23 protein-coding genes and 2 tRNA genes are annotated in these 22052 nt (G+C 69.9%); 20 read left to right on the top strand and 5 right to left on the bottom strand.

The genetic code is table 11. From position 1 onward, the window contains the following. Positions 1-226: 226 nt before the first annotated feature. From ABH936_RS10120 to ABH936_RS10080, 9 genes are all read left to right on the top strand, one after another. On the top strand, positions 227-3676 hold the full coding sequence (locus tag ABH936_RS10120) for an Rne/Rng family ribonuclease (RefSeq protein WP_074039852.1): 3450 nt from the start codon (positions 227-229) through the stop codon (positions 3674-3676). Between the two features lie 344 nt (positions 3677-4020). Further along, positions 4021-4326 carry a 50S ribosomal protein L21 gene (gene rplU, locus ABH936_RS10115; protein ID WP_006944318.1) on the top strand — a complete coding sequence of 102 codons (306 nt, stop codon included), beginning with the start codon at positions 4021-4023 and terminating at the stop codon, positions 4324-4326. Positions 4327-4375: 49 nt separating this feature from the next. Beyond that, positions 4376-4642, top strand: coding sequence for a 50S ribosomal protein L27 (gene rpmA / locus ABH936_RS10110; RefSeq protein WP_006944241.1), 267 nt, complete (start codon positions 4376-4378; stop codon positions 4640-4642). 196 nt (positions 4643-4838) lie between these two features. Then, positions 4839-6365 (top strand): GTPase ObgE, encoded by a 1527-nt coding sequence (obgE, locus tag ABH936_RS10105; protein ID WP_062257584.1) that lies wholly within the window; start codon positions 4839-4841, stop codon positions 6363-6365. Between the two features lie 36 nt (positions 6366-6401). Continuing rightward, complete coding sequence (gene proB, locus ABH936_RS10100; RefSeq protein WP_404603189.1) at positions 6402-7643, top strand: glutamate 5-kinase; 1242 nt, start codon at positions 6402-6404, stop codon at positions 7641-7643. A gap of 88 nt (positions 7644-7731) precedes the next feature. Next, entirely contained in the window at positions 7732-7968 is a 237-nt protein-coding gene (locus tag ABH936_RS10095) for a FeoA family protein (RefSeq protein WP_175282459.1), read from the top strand. After that, positions 7965-9884: a ferrous iron transport protein B gene (gene feoB, locus ABH936_RS10090; RefSeq protein WP_404603188.1), complete on the top strand. Its 1920-nt coding sequence runs from the start codon at positions 7965-7967 to the stop codon at positions 9882-9884. The genes ABH936_RS10095 and feoB overlap by 4 nt, the downstream gene beginning before the upstream one ends. After that, a complete protein-coding gene (locus ABH936_RS10085) occupies positions 9881-10540 on the top strand; it encodes a NifU family protein (RefSeq protein WP_038568714.1) in 660 nt (219 codons plus the stop codon). Before feoB ends, ABH936_RS10085 begins: the two co-directional genes overlap by 4 nt. After that, positions 10524-11795 carry a glutamate-5-semialdehyde dehydrogenase gene (locus ABH936_RS10080; protein WP_040014386.1) on the top strand — a complete coding sequence of 424 codons (1272 nt, stop codon included), beginning with the start codon at positions 10524-10526 and terminating at the stop codon, positions 11793-11795. Before ABH936_RS10085 ends, ABH936_RS10080 begins: the two co-directional genes overlap by 17 nt. 108 nt (positions 11796-11903) lie before the next feature. Here the strand turns inward: ABH936_RS10080 and ABH936_RS10075 are convergent, their stop codons facing one another. Continuing rightward, on the bottom strand, positions 11904-12986 hold the full coding sequence (locus ABH936_RS10075; RefSeq protein ID WP_281711399.1) for a glycosyltransferase family 2 protein: 1083 nt from the start codon (positions 12984-12986) through the stop codon (positions 11904-11906). Between the two features lie 106 nt (positions 12987-13092). Between ABH936_RS10075 and ABH936_RS10070 the strand changes: the two genes are divergently transcribed. The 8 genes from ABH936_RS10070 (at position 13093) to ABH936_RS10035 (ending at position 16486) form a co-directional block, all read left to right on the top strand. Then, positions 13093-13320 (top strand): hypothetical protein, encoded by a 228-nt coding sequence (locus ABH936_RS10070; protein WP_006944208.1) that lies wholly within the window; start codon positions 13093-13095, stop codon positions 13318-13320. Between the two features lie 17 nt (positions 13321-13337). Beyond that, entirely contained in the window at positions 13338-13925 is a 588-nt protein-coding gene (gene nadD / locus ABH936_RS10065; RefSeq protein ID WP_006944269.1) for a nicotinate-nucleotide adenylyltransferase, read from the top strand. Further along, the gene (rsfS, locus tag ABH936_RS10060) at positions 13926-14300 is read left to right on the top strand and encodes a ribosome silencing factor (RefSeq protein WP_006944260.1); all 375 of its coding nucleotides are present in this window, start codon (positions 13926-13928) and stop codon (positions 14298-14300) included. It begins immediately after the preceding gene. Then, the gene (locus ABH936_RS10055; RefSeq protein WP_197418910.1) at positions 14297-14953 is read left to right on the top strand and encodes a histidine phosphatase family protein; all 657 of its coding nucleotides are present in this window, start codon (positions 14297-14299) and stop codon (positions 14951-14953) included. Before rsfS ends, ABH936_RS10055 begins: the two co-directional genes overlap by 4 nt. A 192-nt stretch (positions 14954-15145) precedes the next feature. Further along, complete coding sequence (locus ABH936_RS10050; RefSeq protein ID WP_404603187.1) at positions 15146-15463, top strand: hypothetical protein; 318 nt, start codon at positions 15146-15148, stop codon at positions 15461-15463. Continuing rightward, positions 15460-15948, top strand: coding sequence for a DUF4442 domain-containing protein (locus ABH936_RS10045; protein WP_404603186.1), 489 nt, complete (start codon positions 15460-15462; stop codon positions 15946-15948). The genes ABH936_RS10050 and ABH936_RS10045 overlap by 4 nt, the downstream gene beginning before the upstream one ends. Before the next feature lie 96 nt (positions 15949-16044). Next, positions 16045-16117: transfer RNA gene (locus ABH936_RS10040), tRNA-Ala, on the top strand. A 296-nt stretch (positions 16118-16413) separates the two neighbouring features. After that, positions 16414-16486: transfer RNA gene (locus ABH936_RS10035), tRNA-Ala, on the top strand. Between the two features lie 217 nt (positions 16487-16703). Here the strand turns inward: ABH936_RS10035 and ABH936_RS10030 are convergent. After that, positions 16704-17030 (bottom strand): hypothetical protein, encoded by a 327-nt coding sequence (locus ABH936_RS10030; RefSeq protein WP_404603185.1) that lies wholly within the window; start codon positions 17028-17030, stop codon positions 16704-16706. Positions 17031-17269: 239 nt separating this feature from the next. On the opposite strand from ABH936_RS10030, the gene ABH936_RS10025 reads away from it, so the two are divergent. Together ABH936_RS10025 and ABH936_RS10020 are read left to right on the top strand one after the other, a co-directional pair. Next, the gene (locus ABH936_RS10025; protein WP_131941194.1) at positions 17270-17449 is read left to right on the top strand and encodes a hypothetical protein; all 180 of its coding nucleotides are present in this window, start codon (positions 17270-17272) and stop codon (positions 17447-17449) included. Between the two features lie 6 nt (positions 17450-17455). After that, positions 17456-17653 (top strand): hypothetical protein, encoded by a 198-nt coding sequence (locus tag ABH936_RS10020; RefSeq protein ID WP_131941192.1) that lies wholly within the window; start codon positions 17456-17458, stop codon positions 17651-17653. Positions 17654-17828: 175 nt separating this feature from the next. Here ABH936_RS10020 and ABH936_RS10015 read toward each other — a convergent pair whose 3' ends face one another. Both ABH936_RS10015 and ABH936_RS10010 read right to left on the bottom strand, forming a co-directional pair. Then, positions 17829-19112 (bottom strand): acyl-CoA dehydrogenase family protein, encoded by a 1284-nt coding sequence (locus ABH936_RS10015; protein WP_404603184.1) that lies wholly within the window; start codon positions 19110-19112, stop codon positions 17829-17831. A 63-nt stretch (positions 19113-19175) separates the two neighbouring features. Further along, on the bottom strand, positions 19176-20513 hold the full coding sequence (locus ABH936_RS10010) for an acyl-CoA dehydrogenase family protein (protein WP_404603183.1): 1338 nt from the start codon (positions 20511-20513) through the stop codon (positions 19176-19178). Between the two features lie 177 nt (positions 20514-20690). Here ABH936_RS10010 and ABH936_RS10005 point away from each other — a divergent pair, with 177 nt between their 5' ends. Continuing rightward, a complete protein-coding gene (locus ABH936_RS10005) occupies positions 20691-21167 on the top strand; it encodes a GNAT family N-acetyltransferase (RefSeq protein WP_167539844.1) in 477 nt (158 codons plus the stop codon). 101 nt (positions 21168-21268) lie between these two features. On the opposite strand, the gene ABH936_RS10000 is transcribed toward ABH936_RS10005, so the two are convergent. Continuing rightward, complete coding sequence (locus ABH936_RS10000; protein WP_136788039.1) at positions 21269-21898, bottom strand: type II toxin-antitoxin system PemK/MazF family toxin; 630 nt, start codon at positions 21896-21898, stop codon at positions 21269-21271. Positions 21899-22052: the final 154 nt, after the last annotated feature.

Here is a 22052-nt window from a genome sequence, read left to right as displayed (position 1 = left end):
ATGCGGCGCGAGCCGCAGCCGGTGCACCGCGAATCGCGCGAGGGTGGCCGACGCATCGTCATGCGAAGCCGCCGACCGAGAAGCTCTGCGGCGTGACGTCCGGTGCCGCGCGCAGCGCGAGCCGACGAGCCACGTAGAAGACGACTTCCGTCCTGCGGACACGAACGATCGCAGGCGATACGAACGATCCGCGCCGCGGCGCGTGCAAGGCCCAGGTGGTCTTTCTGTGGCACACGTCGTGCCGACGAAGAAGGAGGGCCCCGTGGCCCCCGAAAATCTTGAATTCCCCTTCGCCAGCCCGTTCGCGGCCGGCAGCCCCTTCACAGCGCCGCAGGCCGAGCCCGCGCAGGACGCTGACACGAGCGACGAGGTCGAGGCCATCGACGGTGACGAGGACGTCACCGATGGCGACTCGGGCCAGGGCGCGCCCGCCGGCGCCGCGTTCGGCCTCGTGTTCCAGGCCGCCGACCCGATGACGCGCGTGCCCCGCCGCTCGCGCCGCGCCGATGACGAGTCGCCGCGTGACGAGGCACCCGCCGGCCGCGCAGGTGGCGACGACGACACCGACGACGAGGCCGACGAGCAGCCGCGCCCCGCGCGTTCGCGCAGCCGCCGCCGTCGCGGTGACGACGCGCAGCACGACGAGAATGGCGACGCGTCGTCCGACGACGCCGCTCAGGGCTCGCGCGAGGACGCGGACGAGGTGGGCGAGAAGCAGTCCGCCGACACCGACGACAACCACGACGAGAACGACGACGAGCTGACCCCGCGTCGGCGCCGTCGCGGCGGACGTGGCCGTCGCGGCAACAAGGGTGACGACGCCCGCGACGGTTCGCAGGCTCAGCACGACGACGCCGACGGCCGCGACTCCGGTTCCAAGGGCGGCGACGCGAAGCACGACGACGCGGCGCAGGGCGACGGCTCGAAGCGCGACGGCAACGCCGCGCAGGACGACAGCTCGAAGCACGACGACGACGCCCAGGACGACGCGGGGTCGCGCAAGCGCACGCGCCGTCGCCGTCGCAGCGGCTCGGGTCAGGGCTCGGACGGCGACGACGCGAACACCGTGACGAAGGTGCGCGAGCCGCGTCGCGCGAAGGACGAGATCACCTCCATCAAGGGCTCGGTGCGCCTCGAGGCGAAGAAGCAGCGCCGACGCGAGGGCCGTGAGGCGGGGCGCCGCCGCACCGTCATCACCGAGGCCGAGTTCCTCGCACGCCGCGAGAGCGTCGAGCGCGTCATGGTCGTGCGCGAGCAGGAGGGGCGCACTCAGATCGGCGTCCTCGAGGACGGGGTGCTCGCCGAGCACTACGTCTCGCGTCAGGAGCAGGCGAGCTCGATGGCGGGCAACGTCTACCTCGGCCGGGTGCAGAACGTGCTGCCGTCGATGGAGGCGGCGTTCGTCGACATCGGCCGCGGGCGCAACGCCGTCCTGTACGCCGGCGAGGTCAACTGGGACGCCGCCGGTCTCGACAACCAGCCCAAGCGCATCGAGCACGCCCTCAAGGCGGGCGAGGGCGTCCTCGTCCAGGTGACGAAGGACCCGATCGGCCACAAGGGCGCCCGCCTGACGTCGCAGATCTCGCTGCCGGGACGCTTCGTCGTCTTCGTGCCGGGCAACTCGATGACGGGCATCAGCCGCAAGCTGCCCGACACCGAGCGCGCGCGTCTCAAGCGCATCCTCAAGGAGGTCGTGCCGGCCGACGCGGGCGTCATCGTCCGCACCGCCGCCGAGGGTGCTTCCGAGGAGGAATTGCGCGCCGACGTCGAGCGCCTCATGAAGATGTGGGAGCGCATCCAGGCGAAGGCCGAGACGGCCAACGCGCCGTCGCTGCTGCACGGCGAACCGGATCTGACGGTCCGCGTCATCCGCGACGTATTCAACGAGGACTTCGCGAAGATGGTCGTCTCCGGCGAGCGTGCCTGGAACGAGGTGCACACGTACATCTCCGAGGTCGCGCCCGACCTCGTCGAGCGCCTCGAGAAGTGGGAGGGCGACGAAGACGTCTTCGCCGAGCACCGCATCGACGAGCAGCTCGCCAAGGCCATGGACCGCAAGGTGTGGTTGCCGTCGGGCGGTTCGCTCGTCATCGACCGCACCGAGGCGATGACGGTCGTCGACGTCAACACCGGCAAGTTCGTCGGCTCCGGGGGCAACCTCGAGGAGACCGTGACGAAGAACAACATCGAGGCGGCCGAGGAGATCGTGCGTCAGCTGCGCCTGCGCGACATCGGCGGCATCATCGTCGTCGACTTCATCGACATGGTGCTCGAGGCGAACCGCGAGCTCGTCGTGCGTCGCCTGCTCGAGTGCCTGGGCCGCGACCGCACGAAGCACCAGGTCGCCGAGGTCACCTCGCTCGGCCTCGTGCAGATGACGCGCAAGCGCGTCGGCGCGGGCCTCGTCGAGGTCTTCTCCGAGACGTGCGAGTCGTGCCAGGGGCGCGGCATCGTCATCCACGACCACCCGGTCGAGAACCGCGACATCAACGGCAATGACACGAACCGCAAGGGTCGTGGCGGGCGCGGTGGTCGTGGTGGCCGCGACACCTCGGGCAACGGTTCGCACGGTTCGAGCGGCGGCTCGAACGGCGGTCAGCACCAGGGTCGTCAGGACGAGGCGGGCGAGTCGAAGGCGGAGCGCGACAACGGTTTCGCGCAGATCGCCGCGGCCGCGCACGCCGCAGCGATCTCCGCGGGCGACAAGTCGGCGACGTCGAAGCCCGTCTCCACCGCGTCTGACGACGACGCCGTCATGACGGTGTCGCCGCAGGACGGCGCCGGCTCGGCTGAGGCTGCTCCCGAGACAAGTGCGCCCAAGAAGTCGGGCACGCGCCGCTCCGGTCGCGTCAAGCCGCGCTCGGAGCGCGTCGCCCAGGCTGCTGCCGACGCCTCGACGGACGCGGGCGACGTGACGAGCGCGCCTGCGGCGAACGAGGGTGCCGCTGCCGACATCGCGACGAACGGCACGGCGGTGAGCGGTTCGGCTCCTGCCGACGCGGGCAGCGCTGCCACTGCGACGGCGTCGACGGCGCAGGCCCCGACGGCGCGTCGTCGCGGTTCGCGTCGCGCGGCGGCGTCGACGGGTGCGCCCGCACGAGCCGGTGAGGCGAGCGTCATGACGGTGCCGGCGGCATCGGCATCGACCGCACCGTCCGAGGCATTTGAGTCGGGCACGTCGACCTCGGCTACGCCGTCGACTTCGGCGGCACTGGCGAGCTCCGGCACGGATACGGCATCGACCGACGGCCCGACGCTGGGTGCCGCATCGACGTCGGATGCTCCGGCGAACGCCACGTCATCGGCAGTCGTCACCTCGTCGGCCGGCACGACGCCGGCGCCGACGAAGCGTCCGCGTCGCCGCGCCGGTTCGAGCGCGGGTGCGCCCGTCACTCTGCAGCCGGTCGACCTCAGCGCGCCGGCGTCGTCGTCGGCCCCGTTGACGAAGGTCGCAGGGGAGGCCGGCTCGGCGTCGAACTCGACGGGTTCGACCACGACGGGCGACACGACCACCGCGAACGACACGGCCACGGCCCACAACACGGCTACGGCGAGCAGCACGTCTGACGCGGCGTCGGCTGCTGCTGGTGAGCGGAAGGCTCCGGCGCGCAAGAAGCGTGCTCGCGTCAGCTCGCCAGCCGGGGCACCCGCGCCGAAGGCAGCGAGCGACGACTGATCGATCACGCGGGGCGCGCACCACGTCGTCCACGATGATCTTGGGGGCCGAAACTCCGCATTGCGGAGTTTCGGCCCCCAACCGTCGTCGTGAGGGCTGCAGTCCCGCATGGCGGGGTCCAGACCTCAAGCGTCGTGGTGAGGGAAGCCGCGCCGACAGCGGGCGGGCCATCAGGACGATTTGGGCCCCGCACCCGCCGCCAGGTATTCTTTACCTTTGGTGCGCCCACCGCGCCCGATGTCCCGTCACCGCCAGCCTGCGCCTCGTGCGTGTGCGCGGCGAAACCGGGGTAGCTATCGGCCGGTCAGACAGAGCGAGCGTGCCATGACGAAAGAGAGTCCAACGTGTACGCGATTGTTCGCGCGGGTGGTCGCCAGGAGAAGGTCTCCGTCGGCGATGTCCTCCTCATCGACAAGGTCTCGGCGCAGCCGGGCGAGAGCATCGAGCTGAAGCCGCTCATGCTGGTCGACGGTGCCGACATCACGGTCGAGGCCGACAAGCTGGCCGGTGTCAAGGTGGCCGCCGAGGTCGTCAAGGCCGCCAAGGGCCCGAAGATCACCATCATGAAGTACAAGAACAAGACGGGTTACCGCAAGCGCCAGGGCCACCGTCAGCCGCTGACGCAGATCAAGGTCACCAAGATCGGCTGAGCCCCGCGCTCATCCCTGATCTTCCACAGATTTCGAAAGAGGCTCTGACATGGCACACAAGAAGGGTGCATCCTCGACCCGCAACGGTCGTGACTCCAATGCACAGCGACTCGGCGTGAAGCGCTTCGGCGGCCAGGTCGTCGGCACGGGCGAGATCATCGTCCGCCAGCGCGGCACGCACTTCCACCCCGGCGAGAACGTCGGCCGTGGCGGCGACGACACGCTTTTCGCCCTCGCCCCGGGCGCCGTCAAGTTCGGCGAGCGCAAGGGCCGCAAGGTCGTCGACATCGTCGTCGAGCCGGAGATCACGGCCTGATCGCTCACGCGATCATCTGATCACCCCGCGTGAGGGGGTGAGCCCGCGCGTCGCGGCTCACCCCCTCACGTGCGTCTCGGAACGCTCATAGAATCAACGTGGTGACGCATCGACGCGGCACCGCATCACGGCGGCACCACGGGCCTCACGGGCCCGGCCGCGCCACGCGCCTCGCGCGCGCCGAAAGGAATCACCCATGGCAACCAACTTCGTCGACCGCGTCGTCCTCAACGTGACGGCCGGCAACGGTGGGCACGGCGTCGCCTCCGTGCATCGTGAGAAGTTCAAGCCGCTCGGTGGCCCGGACGGCGGCAACGGCGGGCACGGCGGTGACGTCGTCCTCGAGGTCGACCCGCAGGTGACGACGCTGCTCGAGTACCACAAGAGCCCGCACCGCAGCGCGCAGAACGGCAAGCCGGGTGCCGGTGACGAACGCAACGGCGCCGACGGCGACGACCTCGTCCTGCCCGTGCCGGAGGGCACCGTCGTCAAGGATCGCGACGGCACGATCCTCGCCGACCTCGTCGGTTTCGGCAGCCGTTACGTCGCGGCCGCCGGTGGCCGCGGCGGCCTCGGCAACAAGGCCCTCGCGAGCCAGCGGCGCAAGGCGCCCGGTTTCGCGCTGCTCGGCGAGCCGGGGGAGAGCAACGACATCGTGCTCGAGCTGAAGACGCTCGCCGACGTCGCCCTCATCGGTTTCCCGAGCGCCGGCAAGAGCTCGCTCGTTTCCGTCGTCAGCGCCGCGAAGCCGAAGATCGCCGACTACCCGTTCACGACGCTCGTGCCCAATCTCGGTGTCGTGACGGCTGGTTCGCAGCGTTTCACGATCGCCGACGTGCCCGGTCTCATCCCCGGCGCGAGCCAGGGCAAGGGCCTCGGCCTGGAGTTCCTGCGTCACGTCGAGCGCTGCTCGGTCCTCGTCCACGTCATCGACTGCGCGACGCTCGAGCCGGGCCGTGACCCGATGAGCGACCTCGACACGATCGAGCACGAACTGAGCGAGTACGTCGCCGACGAATCCCTCGGCGGCAAGCCCCTTTCCGAGCGCACCCGCATCGTCGTGCTCAACAAGGCCGACGTGCCGGACGCCCGCGAACTCGCCGAGATGGTCAAGCCCGACCTCGAAGCACGCGGCCTCGAGGTGTTCATCGTCTCCGCCGTTGCGCACCAGGGCCTCAAGGAGCTGACGTTCGCGCTCGCCAAGCACGTCGAGCAGGCGCGTCAGGAGGTCGAGTCGGCCGTGCCGGCGCGCGTCATCGTGCGTCCGAAGGCCATGGACGACGCCGGGTTCCGCATCGTGAAGGAGGGTGGCACGCACGGCACGCTGTTCCGTATCGTCGGGGATCGCCCGACGCGCTGGGTGCGCCAGACCGACTTCAGCAACGACGAGGCCGTCGGCTACCTCGCCGATCGTCTCAACCGACTCGGTATCGAGGAGGAGTTGTTCAAGGCGGGCGCGGTGCCCGGCTCGACCGTCCTCATCGGTCCCGGCGACAACGCTGTCGTCTTCGACTGGGAGCCCACCCTGCAGGCCGGCGCCGAACTGCTCGGCGCCCGCGGCACCGACCTACGCCTCGAGGAGGCGTCGCGTCCGTCGCGCGCCGAGAAGCGCGACGAGTTCCACAACCGCAAGGACGGTCAGCGTCTGGCGCGCGAAGAGCTCGCGGCCGAACGTCAGGCCGGAGTCTGGACCGAGCACGAGAGCTACCGCACCGAGGAGTGACGCGCCCCGCGCGTCGGTGCAGCAAGGAGTCGCCCGATGAACGCAGACGCCACGACGACCATGCCCGACGAGCACGCCACGCGTGCGGCTGACGTGCGCGACGAGCACGATCATGCCGAGCACGCCCCGCAGACGCCCCCGACGACCCCTGCCGTCGACGGCGACGCGGTGCGCGCGCAGGTCCGCGAAGCCAAGCGCGTCGTCGTCAAGGTGGGGTCGAGTTCGATCACCCACACGAGCGGCGGCATCAACCACGAGGCGCTGACGGAGCTCGTCGGGGTGCTGGCCGAGCGTCGGCACGCGGGCAAGGAGGTGCTGCTCGTCTCCTCCGGAGCCATCTCTGCGGGGATGGGCCAGCTCGGCATGCCGACGCGCCCGACGGAGCTGCCGCAGGCGCAGGCCGCAGCTGCCGTCGGGCAGGGACAGCTCATGTCCGCGTACTCGCTGCTGTTCCAGGGTCTCGGGCTGACGATGGGGCAGGTGCTGCTGACGACGGAGGACGTCACCCGCCGCGCCACGTACCTCAACGGCCGCTCGACGCTGCAGACGCTGCTCGAGTTCGGCGCGGTGCCCGTCATCAACGAGAACGACACGGTCGCGACGCAGGAGATCCGCTTCGGTGACAACGACCGGCTCGCGGCGCTCGTCGCACACCTCGTCGACGCCGACGCGCTCATCCTGCTCTCGGACGTCGACGCCCTCTATGACGGTCCGCCGAGCCGCGAGGGCACCTCGCGGATCCCGTTCGTCGCGGACGTCGCCGCGATGGATGACGTCGAGATCGGCGGCACCGGATCCGGTGTCGGCACCGGGGGCATGCGGACGAAGGTCGACGCGGCGCGCATCGCAACCGCAGCCGGCATCCCGACGATGCTGACGTCGATGCCGAACGCGCGCCACGCGCTGCTCGGCGAGCAGGTGGGCACGGCATTTGCGCCGACAGGTCGTCGTCGCAGCGCGCGACGCCTGTGGCTCGCGCACGCGACGCACCCGGCCGGGCGCCTCGTGCTCGACGATGGCGCAGTCGAGGCCGTGCGGACGAAGGGGCGCTCGCTGCTTCACGCGGGTGTCATCGAGGCGCAGGGGCGATTCCTCGCAGGCGACGCCGTCGACCTCGCCGACCGTCACGGCCACGTGTTCGCGCGCGGGCTCGTCAACTACGACGTCTCCGACGTGCACCGTGCCATGGGGCGCACGACTCGCGATCTGAGCGACGCCATCGGCCCGGCTTTCGAGCGCAGCCTCGTCCACCGCGATCATCTGGTGCTGCTGCCCTGAGCCACTTGTTCGGCCCGGGGGAGTAAAGTGAGCCTTGCCTATGATCGCCGCGTCCCGCGACGATGCGAGTGCTCCGAAGGTGAGGCCCATGACGACTCTCGACCTGCTGCGGCCCGGCTCCCACGCCACCGTCGTCGGATTCGATGCGTCCCGGTGCGCCGACGCCGTCCTGTGTCGCCTGCGCGAGCTCGGCTTCCGCGAGGGTGAACAGATCGAGGTCGTGCGCCGTGCGCCGATGGGCGATCCGATGGTCTTCCGTGTCTGCGACTACGAACTCTGCCTGCGTCGGCGTGACGCGGGTGCCATCCGCGTCGACGTCCTGTGAGCTGCCACGCCCCCGATGACGTCGCGACAGCGGACGCCGCGACGAGCACCCGCGTCGCGCTGCTGGGCGCGCCGAACGCCGGCAAGTCAAGCCTCTTCAACCGACTCACCGGTCTGCGCGCGAAGACGGGCAACTACCCGGGCGTGACGGTGTCGCGTTCGTTCGGAGACGTGCGCGCGGGCGAGACGAACCTCGTCCTCGAGGACCTGCCGGGCACCTACAGCCTCGAGGCCGTGAGCCCCGACGAGCAGGTCGTCGTCGATGCCCTCGCCGGCCGACTCGACGGCGTGCCGGCACCCGACGCGCTCATCGTCGTCGCCGACGCCACCACGTTGCGGCGCTCGCTGCCCTTCGTCGCGCGCGCGATCGCGTTGGGCAAGCCGACGATGCTGGCCCTCACGATGATCGACGAACTGCACGCGCGCGGCGGCCACCTCGACGTCGCAGCCCTCGAGCGGGCTCTCGGCTTGCCGGTGCGGGCCGTCATGGCGGCGACGGGCGTGGGGGTCGACGACATCCGCACCCTGCTCGCCGACGTCCCCGCCTGGACGCGGCCCGTCGTCAGCCCGCCGACGCAGGATGCGCAGCTCGCGCCGTGGTCGCGTTCGGTGCTCGCGGCCGCCGAGTACATGCCCGCCGGGCAGGACACGCGCTCGCGGCGCATCGACGCGGTGCTGCTGCACCCGGTCGCCGGTCTCGCCGTGTTCTTCGCGACGATGTTCCTGTTCTTCCAGGCCATCTTCACCGTCGCTGCGCCGCTGCAGGATCTCGTCGAGCAGGGGTTCGCGTGGCTCGGCGCCCAGGCGCAACACATCCCGAACGACACGCTCGCCTCACTCGTCGGCAACGGCATCATCGGTGGTGTCGGCGCGACGCTCGTCTTCGTGCCGCAGATCATGCTGCTGTTCCTCGTCCTGTCACTGCTCGAGAACGTCGGGTACTTGTCGCGCGCGGCGTTCCTCATGGACCGGATCATGGCCGCCACGGGGCTGGAGGGCCGCGCGTTCGTCGCGATGCTCAGCTCGTTCGCATGCGCGGTGCCAGGCATCATGGCGACGCGCACCATCCCGTCGTCACGCAACCGCATCGCGACGATCATCACTGCGCCGCTCATGACGTGCTCGGCGCGCCTGCCTGTCTACGTGTTGCTGACGTCGCTGCTCGTCGAACCGGGGCAGCGGTACGGGCCGTTCAACGCGCAGGGCCTCGTGCTCTTCGGGTTGTACGTGCTCGGCGGGCTGTCGGCCCTCGTCGCGGTCGCCGTGTTCAAGGCGACGGCGCTGCGCGATGCGTCGCTGCCGTTCTACATGGAGATGCCGCCGTACCGCTTCCCGTCGATCCGCAACGTCGTGACGACGATGTGGCACTCGGTGCGTATGTTCCTGCGCAAGGCCGGCGGCATCATCCTGACGACGACGGTCGCGCTGTGGGTGCTGCTCAACTTCCCGGCCCGCGGCGCCGAGACCGCCGGGATGGGCGACACCGAGAAGGCCGCGTACGTCATCGACCACTCGTATGCCGCCTCGATCGGGCGGTTCATCGAGCCGATCTTCGCGCCGCTCGGGTTCGACTGGCACATCTGCGTCGGGCTGCTCGGCGCGACGAGTGCGCGCGAGGTCTTCGTCGCGACGCTCGGGCAGGTGGCGAGCGCGACCGACCCCGAGGACCCGCGCGCGGCGCTCATGAAGATGACGTTCAGCGACGGCCCGCACGCCGGGCAGCTCGTCTTCACGACGGCGACGGTCGTCGCGCTGCTCGTGTTCTTCGTCTACGCCCTGCAGTGCGTCTCGACCATCGCGATCATGCGTCGCGAGACGAACACGTGGCGCTGGCCGGCGATCGCGTGGGCGTACATGTTCGTCCTCGCATGGGGCATGGCGTTCCTCGCTCGCCACATCGTGCTCGCGCTCACATGAGCGACCTCGCCCTGCACCCGGAGGCAACACCCGATCCAGACGTCGTGCGGTGGCGCTTCTCCGGAGCGCGGTGCGACGTCCCGCTCGGAGCGCTCGCGGCGTGGCCCGAGGCGCTGACGCGCGCGGGCGCCGGCGACATGGTCAGCGAACCGGGCGCGCTCGTCGTCAGGCTGCGCGCGCCGCACACGTGGGCGAGTGACGGAGCAGCCGTGCGCGACGCGCTGAGCGACGTGCTTGCTGACACGTCGAGCCGATTCGTTGCGCGTGAGCCCGGCGGCGTCGAGCCGAGCGATGCCTCGAGCAACGCCGACGGGGACGCCGTGGGCGAATTCGACGAGGGCGCTGCCGACGACACCGAGATCGCCGAGCAGGCCCGAGTGGTCGTCGCGGACGTCGCCGAGCAAGTGGCGCACTCGCACGGCGGCGACATCACGCTGATCGGCGTCGAGCGCGGCGTCGTCACCGTCAGCCTCACGGGCGCGTGCGACGGCTGCCCCGCGGCGGCGATGACGCTGCACCGGCGCATCGAGGACGAGCTGCGCGCGCGGGTCGGCGGGGTGCGCGAGGTGCGTGCCCACACCGTGAAGAAGCGCTCGGGCGGACTGGAGCGAGGCGGGCGTGCGCTCCTACAGTGGGCGCATGAGCGACGTCGCTGAAGAAACCCGTCACCGCATCGAGACCGCCGGTCGCGCGGCGCGCGCCGCGTCGAAACGCCTCGCGCTGCTCTCGCGCGCCGAGAAGGATACCGCGCTGCTGACGCTCGCCGACGCCGTCGAGGCCGCGTCCGCGACGATCGTCGCGGCGAACGAGGAGGACCTGGCGCGGGGCGCTGCGGGCGGCATGAGCGAGAGCCTGCAGGATCGGCTGCGGATGACGCCCGAACGCGTCACCCAGGTCGCGCAGGCGCTGCGCGACGTCGCGGCGCTGCCCGACCCCGTCGGCGAGGTGACGCGCGGCAACACTCTCGCCAACGGCTTGCAGATCAAGCAGGTGCGCGTGCCGATGGGGGTCGTCGGCATGATCTACGAGGCGCGCCCCAACGTCACCGTCGACGCAGCGGGGCTCGGATTGAAGAGCGGCAACGCGATGATCCTGCGCGGCGGCTCGGCCGCGGCGGCGACGAACGCCGCGATCGTCGAGGCACTGCGCGCCTCGTACGAACAGCAGGGACTCCCCGCCGATGCGGTGCAGTTGCTCGACGGCGGCCACGACGACGTGACGGCGCTCATCACCGCGCGCGGTCTCGTCGATCTCGTCATCCCGCGCGGTGGGGCCGCGCTCATCGAGGCGGTCGTCACCGGTTCGAGCGTGCCGGTCATCGAGACGGGCACGGGCAACGTCCATGTCTACGTCGATCGCGCGGCGGATCTCGACATGGCGCTCGACATCACCGTGAACTCCAAGACGCACCGGCCGAGCGTGTGCAACGCGGCCGAGAGTCTGCTCGTGCACGCCGACGTCGCCGAGACGTTTCTGCCCCGCGTGCTCACCGAGCTCGCCCAGCGCGGTGTCGTCCTGCACGCCGACGAACGCGCCGCTGCCCTCGCCGGTGGCGTCGCGACCCAGCCCGTCACGGATGAGGCGTGGGGCACCGAGTTCCACGGCCTCGAGATGTCGGTCGGTGTCGTGGACAGCCTCGAGGGGGCGATCGCCCACATCGATGGCTACTCGACGCATCACACCGACTGCATCGTCACCGAGGACCGCGCGGCAGCGCGCACGTTCGCCGCGCAGGTCGACTCGGCCGTCGTCATGATCAACGCCTCGACGCGTTTCACCGACGGCGGCGAGTTCGGCTTCGGCGCCGAGATCGGCATCTCGACGCAGAAGCTGCACGCACGCGGCCCGATGGCGCTCGCGGAGCTGACGACGACGAAGTGGATCGTCGACGGCGACGGCCAGATCCGCTGACGTCACTCGCGCCGCATCCTGACGACGGTCCCGACGTTTCGGGGTGACGCTCGGCGCCTGAAGCGCGTTCGTCGCGGCCCGGCGCCCCATCGCCCGGCGCCCGGAGCGTCATGACGCCTGGGCGAGCACCTCGAACCCGGGTTCGGCGACGGGGTGTGTTCCGTCTGCGCGGGAACCACTCTGTGTCTCGACGCCGGAGCGAGCATCATCGCCCGTGCCCTGGCCCCCGGCCTCGAACGAGTCGTAGGCGACGTAGTGGGTCGGGCGTGCCTGGGCCGTTTGGAACAGGCGGCCCACGTACTCGCCGAGCACGCCGAGGCACAGCAGCTGCAGCGCGCCGAAGCCGCTGACGACGACGATCGTGGACGCCCATCCGGTGATCGAGTGACCCGTCAGCTTCGAGACGACGGCGAATGCGGCCACCGCGAAGGCGAGGACGAAGCCGGCGAGACCGAACCACGTCGCGAGGCGCAGCGGAGCGCTGGAGACGCCCGTCACGGAGTCGAGCGTCAGCCTGATCATCTTGCTCAACGGGTACTTCGACTCGCCGGCGGCCCGCTCGTCGCGGCGGTAGCCGACGTCGGCCGACGGAAAGCCCAGGGCCGGCACGACGAGGCGCAGCACCCGGTTGGTCTCCGGCAGCGCGAGGACGGCGTCGACGGTCGTGCGCGACATGAGTCGGAAGTCGCCGGCGTTCATTGCCCCACGCGCGCCGAGGCGATGCATGAGTGCGTAGAACGCCTCGGCGGTGACGCGCTTGAAGGCGGTGTCGGTGCTGCGGTCGGTGCGCACGCCGTAGACGACGTCGACGTGTTCTCGCTCGGCCACCTCGAGCATCTGGGCGATCACCTCGGGTGGATCCTGCAGATCGGCGTCGATCGTCACCATCCAGCGTCCCCGGGCTCGGGCGAGGCCCGCGCTGATCGCCGCCTGGTGCCCCGAGTTCGCGCGCAGCTGGATGAGACGCACCTGCGGCCACGTCCGACGCATCGCGTGCAGGAGCGACGCGGTCGCGTCGCGGGATCCGTCGTCGACGCACACGACCTCGTACGGCACCTCGAGCCCGTCGAGGACGGGGCGCAGGCGTTCGGCGAACAGGGGCAGGACCTCCTGCTCGTCGTACATCGGGACGACGACGGACAGGTGGGGTGCGCCGTTGGGGAGGGTGTCGAAGCTGGGGTGGGAGGTCATGGCTACCTTCTCGGCGGATCGGCTCGTGCGCGGTGGCACCGTGTCGATCGAGACGTTAGGAAGGGTCGCTGTCATCGGGCTGTGCTGAGGCAGTATCCTTGCTTTCATGACGTCGTTCGTTTCGCTTGTCGCCGCTGTGGATGTTCCGGAGCTCGAGGAGAACCACATCGCCATGCCGCCGTGGGCCTTCGGTCTGATGGCCCTGTGCATCTTCGGCCTGTTGTTCGCGCTGCTGTGGGCCTTCCGCAACACCGCGGCCCGCTACGGTGCCCCCAAGGGCCACGGCCCCGCCGGTGTGCGAGGTGGGGGTCAGAACCAGGGTGTGAACCACTGACATCACGAATCGGGGTCATGGGCGGCACGTTCGACCCCATTCACCACGGTCACCTCGTCGCGGCGAGTGAGGTTCAAAGCCTCCTCGACCTCGACGAGGTGATCTTCGTGCCCACGGGTCAGCCGTGGCAGAAGGCCGGACGAGATGTCGCGCCGGCCGAGCACCGTTATCTCATGACGGTCATCGCGACGGCGTCTAACCCGCGCTTCAGCGTGAGCCGCGTCGACGTCGACCGTCAGGGCCCGACGTATACGCGCGACACGTTGACGGACCTCAAGCGGCTGCGTCCCGATTCGGAGTTGTTCTTCATCACAGGGGCCGACGCGCTCGCGCAGATCCTGTCGTGGAAGGGCGTCGACGAGCTGTGGGAGCTGGCGCACTTCATCGGCGTCACGCGCCCCGGGCACGAGCTCAGTGACGCGGGGCTGCCGCACGATCGCGTCACCCTGCTCGAGATCCCGGCCATGGCGATCAGCTCGACCGACTGCCGTGACCGGGTGCGTGCGAGCAAACCCGTGTGGTACCTCGTGCCCGACGGCGTCGTGCAGTACATCCACAAGTACCAGCTTTATGGGCCCCGAGCGGGCTCCCTCCAGGAGGACTGAGTGTCCGCAACAGACCGTTCCCTCGAGCTGACGCGAGCTGCCGCCCAGGCCGCCGCGGACAAGCTCGCCACGTCGATCACCGCGATCGACGTGAGTGATCAGCTCGCCATCACCGACACGTTCGTGATCGCCTCCGCGGAGAGCGAGCGTCAGGTCAACGCCATCGTCGACGCCGTCGAGGAGGCGCTGCTGCCGCTCGGCGCGAAGCCTCAGCGACGTGAGGGCCGCGCCTCCGGGCGTTGGGTGCTCATCGACTTCGGTGACATCGTCCTGCAGGCCTTCCACGAGGAGGACCGCGAGTTCTACGACCTCGAGCGCCTGTGGCAGGACTGCCCCGTCATCGAACTCGAGCTCGACGAGCCCGCCGACGCGTGACGCCGACGTCCCCCGAGAATGACCCGCTGCGGCGGGTCATTCTCTTGCGTCATGGGCGCACGGCGTGGAACGAGCAGGGGCGCTGGCAGGGCCGCCTGGACGTGCCGATCGACGACGTGGGGCTCCGCCAGGCCGAGCGTGCCGCGGCGCTGCTCGTGCGCGACGGTTCGATCACGCGCCTCGTGACGTCGCCGGCGCGGCGCGCGGCGCAGACCACGTCCGTGCTCAAGGGTGCATTCGACCTGGCCGGTCGGCCGCTCGTGCGCACCGACGACGCTCGGCTCGTCGAGATCGACATGGGCGCGTGGGCCGGTCTGACGCACGCGGAGGTCGCGGCGCGCTGGCCCGACGCGTCGGCCGCGATCGCGCGTGGCGACGACCTCCGGCGCGGTGACGACGGCGAGACGCTCGCCGAGGCGACGGCACGCGTCGAGGCGGGCGTGCGTGATGCCGTGTCGTCGGCAACCCCGGGGGAGAGTGTGCTCGTCGTGACGCACGGCGCCGTCATCCGCGGGGTGGCGGGTGCGTTGGCGGGGCTGACGCCGCAGACCGTGCGCACGTCGTTCCGGAGCATCGACAACTGCCACTGGGTGACGCTCGTCGAGCGTCGCGACGGTGGTTGGGCCATCGAACGCTGGAACGCGGGGGAGTGAGCCTGCGGGCTCGTGGGCTCTGTGGTGCGGCCGCGTCTTGCCGTGTCGGCGGATCGGCATTCATGTCTCGGTTTCCGGGCTTGGTGCTCGCGGCGGAGTGGGGGTGGGGCAACCTCGTGAAGGGGCCGTCGGCGCCGCGTCAGGCGTGACATGATCAGGGCGGATCGCACGCGGACGAGGAGAGAGGCTCAAGTGAGCGAGCACGGCAGCAGCACGTCGATGGAGCGATGGTTGGGGATCGAGGGTGGTTCTCGACCGATGGGGCGCCCGGAGTGGCTTCGCGTTCTCGCGGCTCTCGCGCTCGGGTTGGTGGCCTTCGTCGCCGTCATTCTCGTGGCGCGGTCCCTCCTTCCTGACAGCGTCCTCGACCACGCGTTCGGGGCGTGGTTGCCGCCCATCCTCGGTGGTGTCGGGATGGGCTTGGCCTCACCGGCGATCAACCGTCTCGTGGGTGTGCCCGTGGCGGGCCGTGCGGACGAGGCCCGTCGCGGGGACGAGGTGCGGCGATGAGTCGGCACGCGGGGCGCGAGCGCAAGCGGATGTCGCCGCGCGCGTTCGGGCGGCTCATGAACTTCTACCCGCCGCTGGTGGGCATGGGGTTGCGGGTGAAGTCGTTCTCGGACGACTGGAGCGAAGCGCGCGTCGAACTCAAGCTCAATCGGATGAATCGCAACCAGAACGGCACGGCGTTCGGTGGGTCGATCAACGCGATGACGGATGCGTTCTTCCCGTTGCTGCTCATGCATCAGTTGGGTCCGGAGTATCTCGTGTGGGATCAGGCGTGTGAGATCGAGTTCCGTTCGCCGGGCACATCGACGGTGTACGGCGTGTACGAGATGCCCAAGGACGTCGTCGAGGAGATCCGTGCGCAGGCCGCTGACGGGTCGAAGGTATTGCGCTGGTTCGAGTGTGATCTGACGTTGGTTGACGGCACGGTCGTCGCGCATGCGAGGCGTCTCGTGTACGTGCGCAAGAAGCGTCCGAAGGCGGCGTGACCGTTCGTGGGTCGAGGTTCGCGGCGTGCGTGCGGGTGATTTGCTTCGTGGGTGACCGGCCGGTTAAGGTACACGGGTTGCTCACGAGCTGAGTGCGGGGCTATGGCGCAGTTGGTAGCGCGCTTCCATGGCATGGAAGAGGTCTGGGGTTCGAATCCCCATAGCTCCACAAGACAGAAACAGAGGACCACCCAGACACGCTTTTCGTCTGGGTGGTCCTCTGTTTCTGTCTTTGATCGAACTCTGTGATTCGAGGAGCAGGGCGAGCGTCAGCGAGCCCGACAGAGTCCCCATAGGTCCGACGCGCGAAGCCCGTGTGCCTGCGCGACGCTGGGACGCGCGACGCCCCAGCGGTGCACGCACGCAGCGCGTGACCCTGAGGAGTCGTCGCATCGGGGTGAACTCGAGTTGGACTTGCTGCGTCGAGGAGGTAACGTTCTGCGAGTGCTCACGTGAGTGGGTCACGGGGCTATGGCGCAGTTGGTAGCGCGCTTCCATGGCATGGAAGAGGTCTGGGGTTCGAATCCCCATAGCTCCACCGAGACAGATAAAGACCCTCACCGTACACGGTTTTCGTTCGGTGAGGGTCTTTCTCTATCTCTGTTGAACTCTGTGACTCGAGGAGGAGGGCGAGCGCTAGCGAGCCCGACGGAGTCCCCATAGCTCCACGACGCGCGAAGCGCTTGGACCTCGCGCCGCCACGCCACGACGCGCGAAGCGCGTGAACCTCGCCGCCACGCCGCGTGAGCCCATCGTCACGCCATCGCCACGGCTTTGTCATCGGCAGGCATCGTCCCGCGCAGCGCCGGCATGAGTATCAGCGACGTGATGATGGCGAGCACAGGGGCGATCGTCATCGCGGCAGCGGCTTCGACAACATCGGCGATGCCTCCGATGAGCAGCGCGCCGGCGGCTTGGTCGACCATGGTGCCTGTGCTGAGCAGGCCGAAGGCTTGGCCCTTGGTGGCGAGGTCGATGGATACGACGAGGCGTTCTTGCAGGGGCAGGGCGGCCGCGTAGCCGATGGCGGCGAGGCCGCCCAAAAGCGCGGCGAGCACGATCGGCGGGTGGAGGGCGAACACGAGGAACGGTGCGGCGAGCAGCAGGCGCAGCGGCAGCAGGAGTCGTTAGCCGGTAGTCCTGCAGGCCGATGCGGGTGCCGATGACGGCGACGACGGCCGCCCCGGCGGAGATGAGGAACAGGTTCGTGGGGGCCAACCACTCAGCAGGATGGCGCCGAGGGCGTTGCCGACGACCTGGACGGTGCTCACCGTCATGTTGAGCGTTTGCGCGCCCGAGGACGAACGCTTCCTTGGGCACGATGTCCGACAGCAGCGCGATGGTCGCGGCGAGGGCGGAGTGCATGACGGCGACGAGCACGAAGCGCATCCACCACGGCAGTGACGGGATGACCTGGATGCTGTCGACGCAGGCGGCGACGACGCCCGTCATCATCATGGCGGTGCGCGGGCGCAGGAGGTCGCTCGAGGCGAGCAGGTAGCGCGACGTGACGAGCTGGACCAGTGGCCGGCCGAACATGACCAGCGCGGTCAACAAGGGGGAGCGGGTCTGGTCGAACATCACGACGCCCAGCGCGAACGTCCCCCATGACGGCACTGACCATGAGCAGCATCCGAGAGATGAACAGCGCGCGGCACTTGGCGTTCGCGAAGAGGCTGCATCAGGTGGTCACACCACAATCTGACCCATGTCTCGTATGGCTGTGACACCGGGGGTCACTTCACGATTCAACTTCACGAGCGATGCTTCTGGTGAGAAGGCCGCCGCCCCGCGCGCAGTGCGCCCCGCCGAACGATCATCGCCCGCAAACGCGTCAGGGACGAGGCGTTTCCGGGCGATGATCGACAAGGGGAGCGAGATTACTTCAGCTGCCCACTTGTCAGACCCAGCAGGCGACGAGCGACGACGAGCAACTGGATCTGCTGCGTGCCTTCGAAGATGTCGAGGATCTTCGCGTCACGCGCCCACTTCTCGAGCAGCTCGCTCTCGGCGTAGCCGTCGACTCCGACGAGTTCGACGCACTGCAGCGCGACGTTGACGCACGTGCGGCCCGCCTTCGCCTTCGCCATCGAAGCCTCCATCGAGTTGGGCTTGCCGTTGTCGGCCATCCACGCGGCACGCAACGTCATCAGCAGCGCCGACTCGTAGTCGGCCTCCATCTGCACGAGGCGCGCCGAGGCGTACGTCTGGGCTGCGACGGGCGCGTCCCAGTCCTGGCCGTGGCCGGCCTTCTCGAGGGCGGCGCGGGTGAAGTCAAGGCAGGCGCGCGTCAGACCGACGGCCATCGCCGCGACGAGGGGGCGCGTGTTGTCGAACGTCTGCATTGCGCCACCGAAGCCGCCCTCGGTGCGGATCTCGGGGTCACCGAGCAGATCGTTCGCGGGCACACGGCAGTCCTCGAGGACGAACGCCGCCGTGTCGGAGGCGCGGATGCCGAGCTTGTGCTCGAGACGCACGAGCTTGAGGCCAGGGTTGGAGCGCTCGACGACGAACGACTTGATCGCCTTCTTGCCGAGCGAACGGTCGAGCGTCGCCCATACGACGACGAGTTCGGCGCGCTCACCGGAGGTGACGAAGATCTTCTCGCCGTTGAGGACGTACTCGTCGCCGTCCTTCGTCGCGGTCGTACGGATGTTGCCCGAATCCGAGCCGGTGTCGGGCTCGGTGATCGCCATGGCAGCCCAGCGGTTGCCGTAGCGCTCCTTCTGCTCGTCGTTCGCGACGGCGGCGATGGCGGCGTTGCCGAGGCCCTGACGCGGGATCGACAGCGTGAGCCCGACGTCACCACGGCACGTCTGCATGATCGACAGCGCCGAGCTCATGTTGGCGCCGTTCTTGTTGACCTTGCCGGCCTTCTTGCCGGACGCGGGCTTGGTCAAGCCCGTCGCCTCGTCGGCGTCAGTGCTGGCCGGGGCCTGGTCGGTGCCATCCTTGGCGCGCGTGGAACCGGCGGCGCCCGCGCCGTTGCTCGCACCCGAGTCGGTCATGCCGTCGATGAGGGCGGAGACGAGGTCGAGCTCGGCGGGGTAGGTGTGCTCGGCGAGGTCGTACTTGCGGCTGACGGGGCGGAAGACCTCGTCGGCCATCGAACCGGCCTGCTTGACGAGGGGGGCGAACTTCTTCGGGATCTCGAGGTCGATCATCACTGGGTCCTTTGCTGAAAAGACGCGGAAAGAGGAGGCGGGTGGCGCAGCGGAGCGGCGAGCTCAGACGCTGACGCCACCTTCGAGGACGCCGGCGCCGCGAAGGTCGCGGTACCAACGCTCGTTGTCGAACTCCTTGACGAAGCCGTGTCCGCCGAGCAGTTGCACGGCGTCGGAGCCGATCTGCGTGGCGTGCATCCCGACGAGCGCGCGGGCGTGAGCGATGGTCTCGGCGGCACCGGCGTCGTCGCCGGCGTCGAGACGCGCCGCGGCGCGCAGGGTGACGAGGCGCAGCCCATCGAGTTCGATCGCGATGTTCGACACGGTGAACGCGACGGCCTGACGGTGACCGATCGGCTCACCGAACGCCTTGCGCTCGACGACGTACTGCCTGACCTGATCGAGCACGGCGCGGCCGGTGCCGCACGCGAGGGCGGCCCACGCGAGGCGCGAGCGGCGGATGGCGTCGAGGGTGTCGTCAGCCTTGCCGAGCAGGTTCTCGGCGGGTACGCGCACCCCGTCGAGGTGCAGGCGCCCGGTGTGCGCGGCGCGCACGCCCATCGCAGGCTCGTCGCTCGTCGTCAGGCCCTCCGTGCCGGCTTCGACGATGACGAGGCGCGCGGCGCCGTCGAGCATGACGCTGATGACGAACAGTTCGGCGGAATCGGCGCACGGCACGAGCGCCTTCTCGCCGGTGATGACGAGGTCGGCGCCGTCCCGGGTGGCCGTCGTCGCGGGGGTGCGCGGGTCGGCGAGCGGGCCCGCTTCGGCGAGCGCGAGCGCGGCGACGGCGGGCTTCTTCTCGTCGGTGAAGGCGGGCAGGTAGGTCTCCTGCTGCGCGGACGTGCCGTAGCTCGCGATGGCGGTCGCGACGGCGGCCGGTGCCATGATCGCAACGGCGAGGCCCATGTCGCCGCGGGCGAGCTGCTCGAGAACGAGGGCCGTCATCACGGCGCTGCGCTCCTCGGCGATGCCGCCGAGCTCGGCCGGGACGCCGACGAGCGTCAGGCCCATCTCGGTGGCCTGCGCACGGATCTCGTCGGGCAGGGCGCGCTCCGCGTCGGCCTTCGCCGCGGCGGGACGCAGCAGTTCGTCGGCCAGTTCGGCGGCGACGGCGGCGATCGTCTCCTGATCCTCGGTGGGCGTCAGGTCGAACTCGCGGCGCGGCTTCGTCGGGGCGTTGCGTGCCGCGTCGCCCGAGCCGGCCTTCTTCGTGAAGGCGCGCCCGGCCACCGTCTGAGCCTTGAAACCGGACTTGCTGCCCTGGTAAAGGGCACGCTCGACCTTGGAGCGGATCGCCGGGTTCTTGAGCAGATCGTGCCCGCCGGCCTTGGCGAGAAGGCGCAGTGCGATGGCCTGGCCCTTGTCGGCGAGGGAGGCCTGGTTGGTGGTCGAAGTCATCTCGGCCCTTTCCGTGAGTGACGGTGCGTCGGAGTGTGCGAGCGCCGTTCGCGGCGGCGTGACACGCGGCTGAAGCCGAGGTTACCTGAACGTAGGTACGCGCGGTATCGGTAACCGGGGACTGGCGTGCGGGCGAGGATGACCCGCTCCGGGGCGGGCCGCGCTAGGGTGCGGATCGTGAACATTCGCCGCGCCACCCAGGATGACGTCCCCGAGATCGTGCGCCTCAAGGCGCTGCTCATGATCGACGGGTGGCCCTTCGACATCGAACTCGACGACGCGTGGCGCGAACGGTGCGCCCGCGTCGCGCGTCAGCTGCTCGCCTCCGACGGGTACGCGTGCTTCGTCATCGACCGCGTCGAGGGCGCGGGCCCCGGCTCGCCGCTCGCGTCGTGCGTGACGGCGACCGTCGAACAGCACCTGCCCGGCCCCGACGGCTCGGGCCGCTCGGCGTACGTCGGCGACATGTGCACCGAGGCCGAGTTCCGCGGCCGCGGCTGCGGCACGGCACTGCTCGACGCCGCACTGCAGTGGTGTCGCGAGCAGGAGGCCGGCTGGGTCTCGCTGTTCTCCACCGAGAGCGGCGACGCGCTCTACCGCAAGGCCGGTTTCAGCGACGAAGGGCCGTTCCAGCACCTGTCGATGGCGTTGTGACTATCGGCCACCCGTCGATGACGTCGCGCGAATGTGACCGAGATTCGTAGAGGTGGACGAAAATCGCCGATGTGGACGGGTTCGCCGTTGCGGCGGTGTGCTCAGCGGCCCACGGAGCGGGTGCGGGCGGCGGCGATGACGGCGTCGAACGTCTGCTCGTCGATGTGTGAACCCTCGCGTCGCACCCTGGTGACGTCGAGTTGCAGGACTCGGTCGAGGCGCACCTCGCTGCGTCGTCCGCGGTTGTCCCAGGCGCCGGAGCCGACGTCCATCCAGTGACGCCCCGCCTGAGCTTCCTGCGCGGCGTCACGGTCGTGATCCTTGCTCGTCAGTGGAAGCGCGAGGACGACGTCTTCCAGCTCCGGGTGCCGGGCGATGACGAGAACCGGACGATCCTTGCCCTGCGAGTGGTCCTCCTCGTACGGCACCCACGCCCACACGACCTCACCCGGATCGGGATGCCCGTCGTCATGCGGCGCATAGGCCGTCGCGGGTAGCGGGGCCGTCCAGTCGCCACCATACGGGTGCGCAGAGCCGGCCGGACGAGCGTTGGGCGCGTCGTCGTGACGGTGCGACGTCGGTGCACCCGCGCGGCGTCCGTCGGGCCCGACCGTGGCGTCGGCGCGGCGCCGCGTGGACGACGTTCCACGGCGTTCGGGGTCGAGGAGCGCATTCATGCCCCCACGTGCGAGGGCGCGGGAGAGGCGGACGGCGACGGTGCGCAGGTTCATGGTCCGAACGTAGCCCGTCCGGGCGAGCGCCGGGTGCGGGGCACGCGCCGGCCGCCCGGTTGCGCTCTCACACGAACGACGGACGCAGGTGACGACGGGTGATGAAACGCACGCCGTGCGCACCCCCTCAGCGGCTCGGGGTAGGGGTACGGGT

The organism is Dermacoccus sp. GAS27A (assembly GCF_044909235.1).
In the GTDB taxonomy this organism is placed as follows: Bacteria; Actinomycetota; Actinomycetes; order Actinomycetales; family Dermatophilaceae; genus Dermacoccus; species Dermacoccus nishinomiyaensis.
Note: the sequence above shows the minus strand (reverse complement) of the source record. Positions and strands in the feature narration are given on the sequence as shown.

What these genes read in the sequence shown, in the direction of transcription:
- ABH936_RS10045 (WP_404603186.1), top strand. Translation starts at nt 15,460, where the DNA reads ATGAGTCGGCACGCGGGGCGCGAGCGCAAGCGGATGTCGCCGCGCGCG.
- ABH936_RS10070 (WP_006944208.1), top strand. Translation starts at nt 13,093, where the DNA reads ATGACGTCGTTCGTTTCGCTTGTCGCCGCTGTGGATGTTCCGGAGCTC.
- ABH936_RS10085 (WP_038568714.1), top strand. Translation starts at nt 9,881, where the DNA reads ATGAGCGACCTCGCCCTGCACCCGGAGGCAACACCCGATCCAGACGTC.
- ABH936_RS10000 (WP_136788039.1), bottom strand. Translation starts at nt 21,898, where the DNA reads ATGAACCTGCGCACCGTCGCCGTCCGCCTCTCCCGCGCCCTCGCACGT.
- ABH936_RS10015 (WP_404603184.1), bottom strand. Translation starts at nt 19,112, where the DNA reads ATGATCGACCTCGAGATCCCGAAGAAGTTCGCCCCCCTCGTCAAGCAG.
- ABH936_RS10010 (WP_404603183.1), bottom strand. Translation starts at nt 20,513, where the DNA reads ATGACTTCGACCACCAACCAGGCCTCCCTCGCCGACAAGGGCCAGGCC.
- rpmA (WP_006944241.1), top strand. Translation starts at nt 4,376, where the DNA reads ATGGCACACAAGAAGGGTGCATCCTCGACCCGCAACGGTCGTGACTCC.
- obgE (WP_062257584.1), top strand. Translation starts at nt 4,839, where the DNA reads ATGGCAACCAACTTCGTCGACCGCGTCGTCCTCAACGTGACGGCCGGC.
- ABH936_RS10095 (WP_175282459.1), top strand. Translation starts at nt 7,732, where the DNA reads ATGACGACTCTCGACCTGCTGCGGCCCGGCTCCCACGCCACCGTCGTC.
- proB (WP_404603189.1), top strand. Translation starts at nt 6,402, where the DNA reads ATGAACGCAGACGCCACGACGACCATGCCCGACGAGCACGCCACGCGT.
- ABH936_RS10075 (WP_281711399.1), bottom strand. Translation starts at nt 12,986, where the DNA reads ATGACCTCCCACCCCAGCTTCGACACCCTCCCCAACGGCGCACCCCAC.
- nadD (WP_006944269.1), top strand. Translation starts at nt 13,338, where the DNA reads ATGGGCGGCACGTTCGACCCCATTCACCACGGTCACCTCGTCGCGGCG.
- ABH936_RS10080 (WP_040014386.1), top strand. Translation starts at nt 10,524, where the DNA reads ATGAGCGACGTCGCTGAAGAAACCCGTCACCGCATCGAGACCGCCGGT.
- ABH936_RS10025 (WP_131941194.1), top strand. Translation starts at nt 17,270, where the DNA reads ATGTCCGACAGCAGCGCGATGGTCGCGGCGAGGGCGGAGTGCATGACG.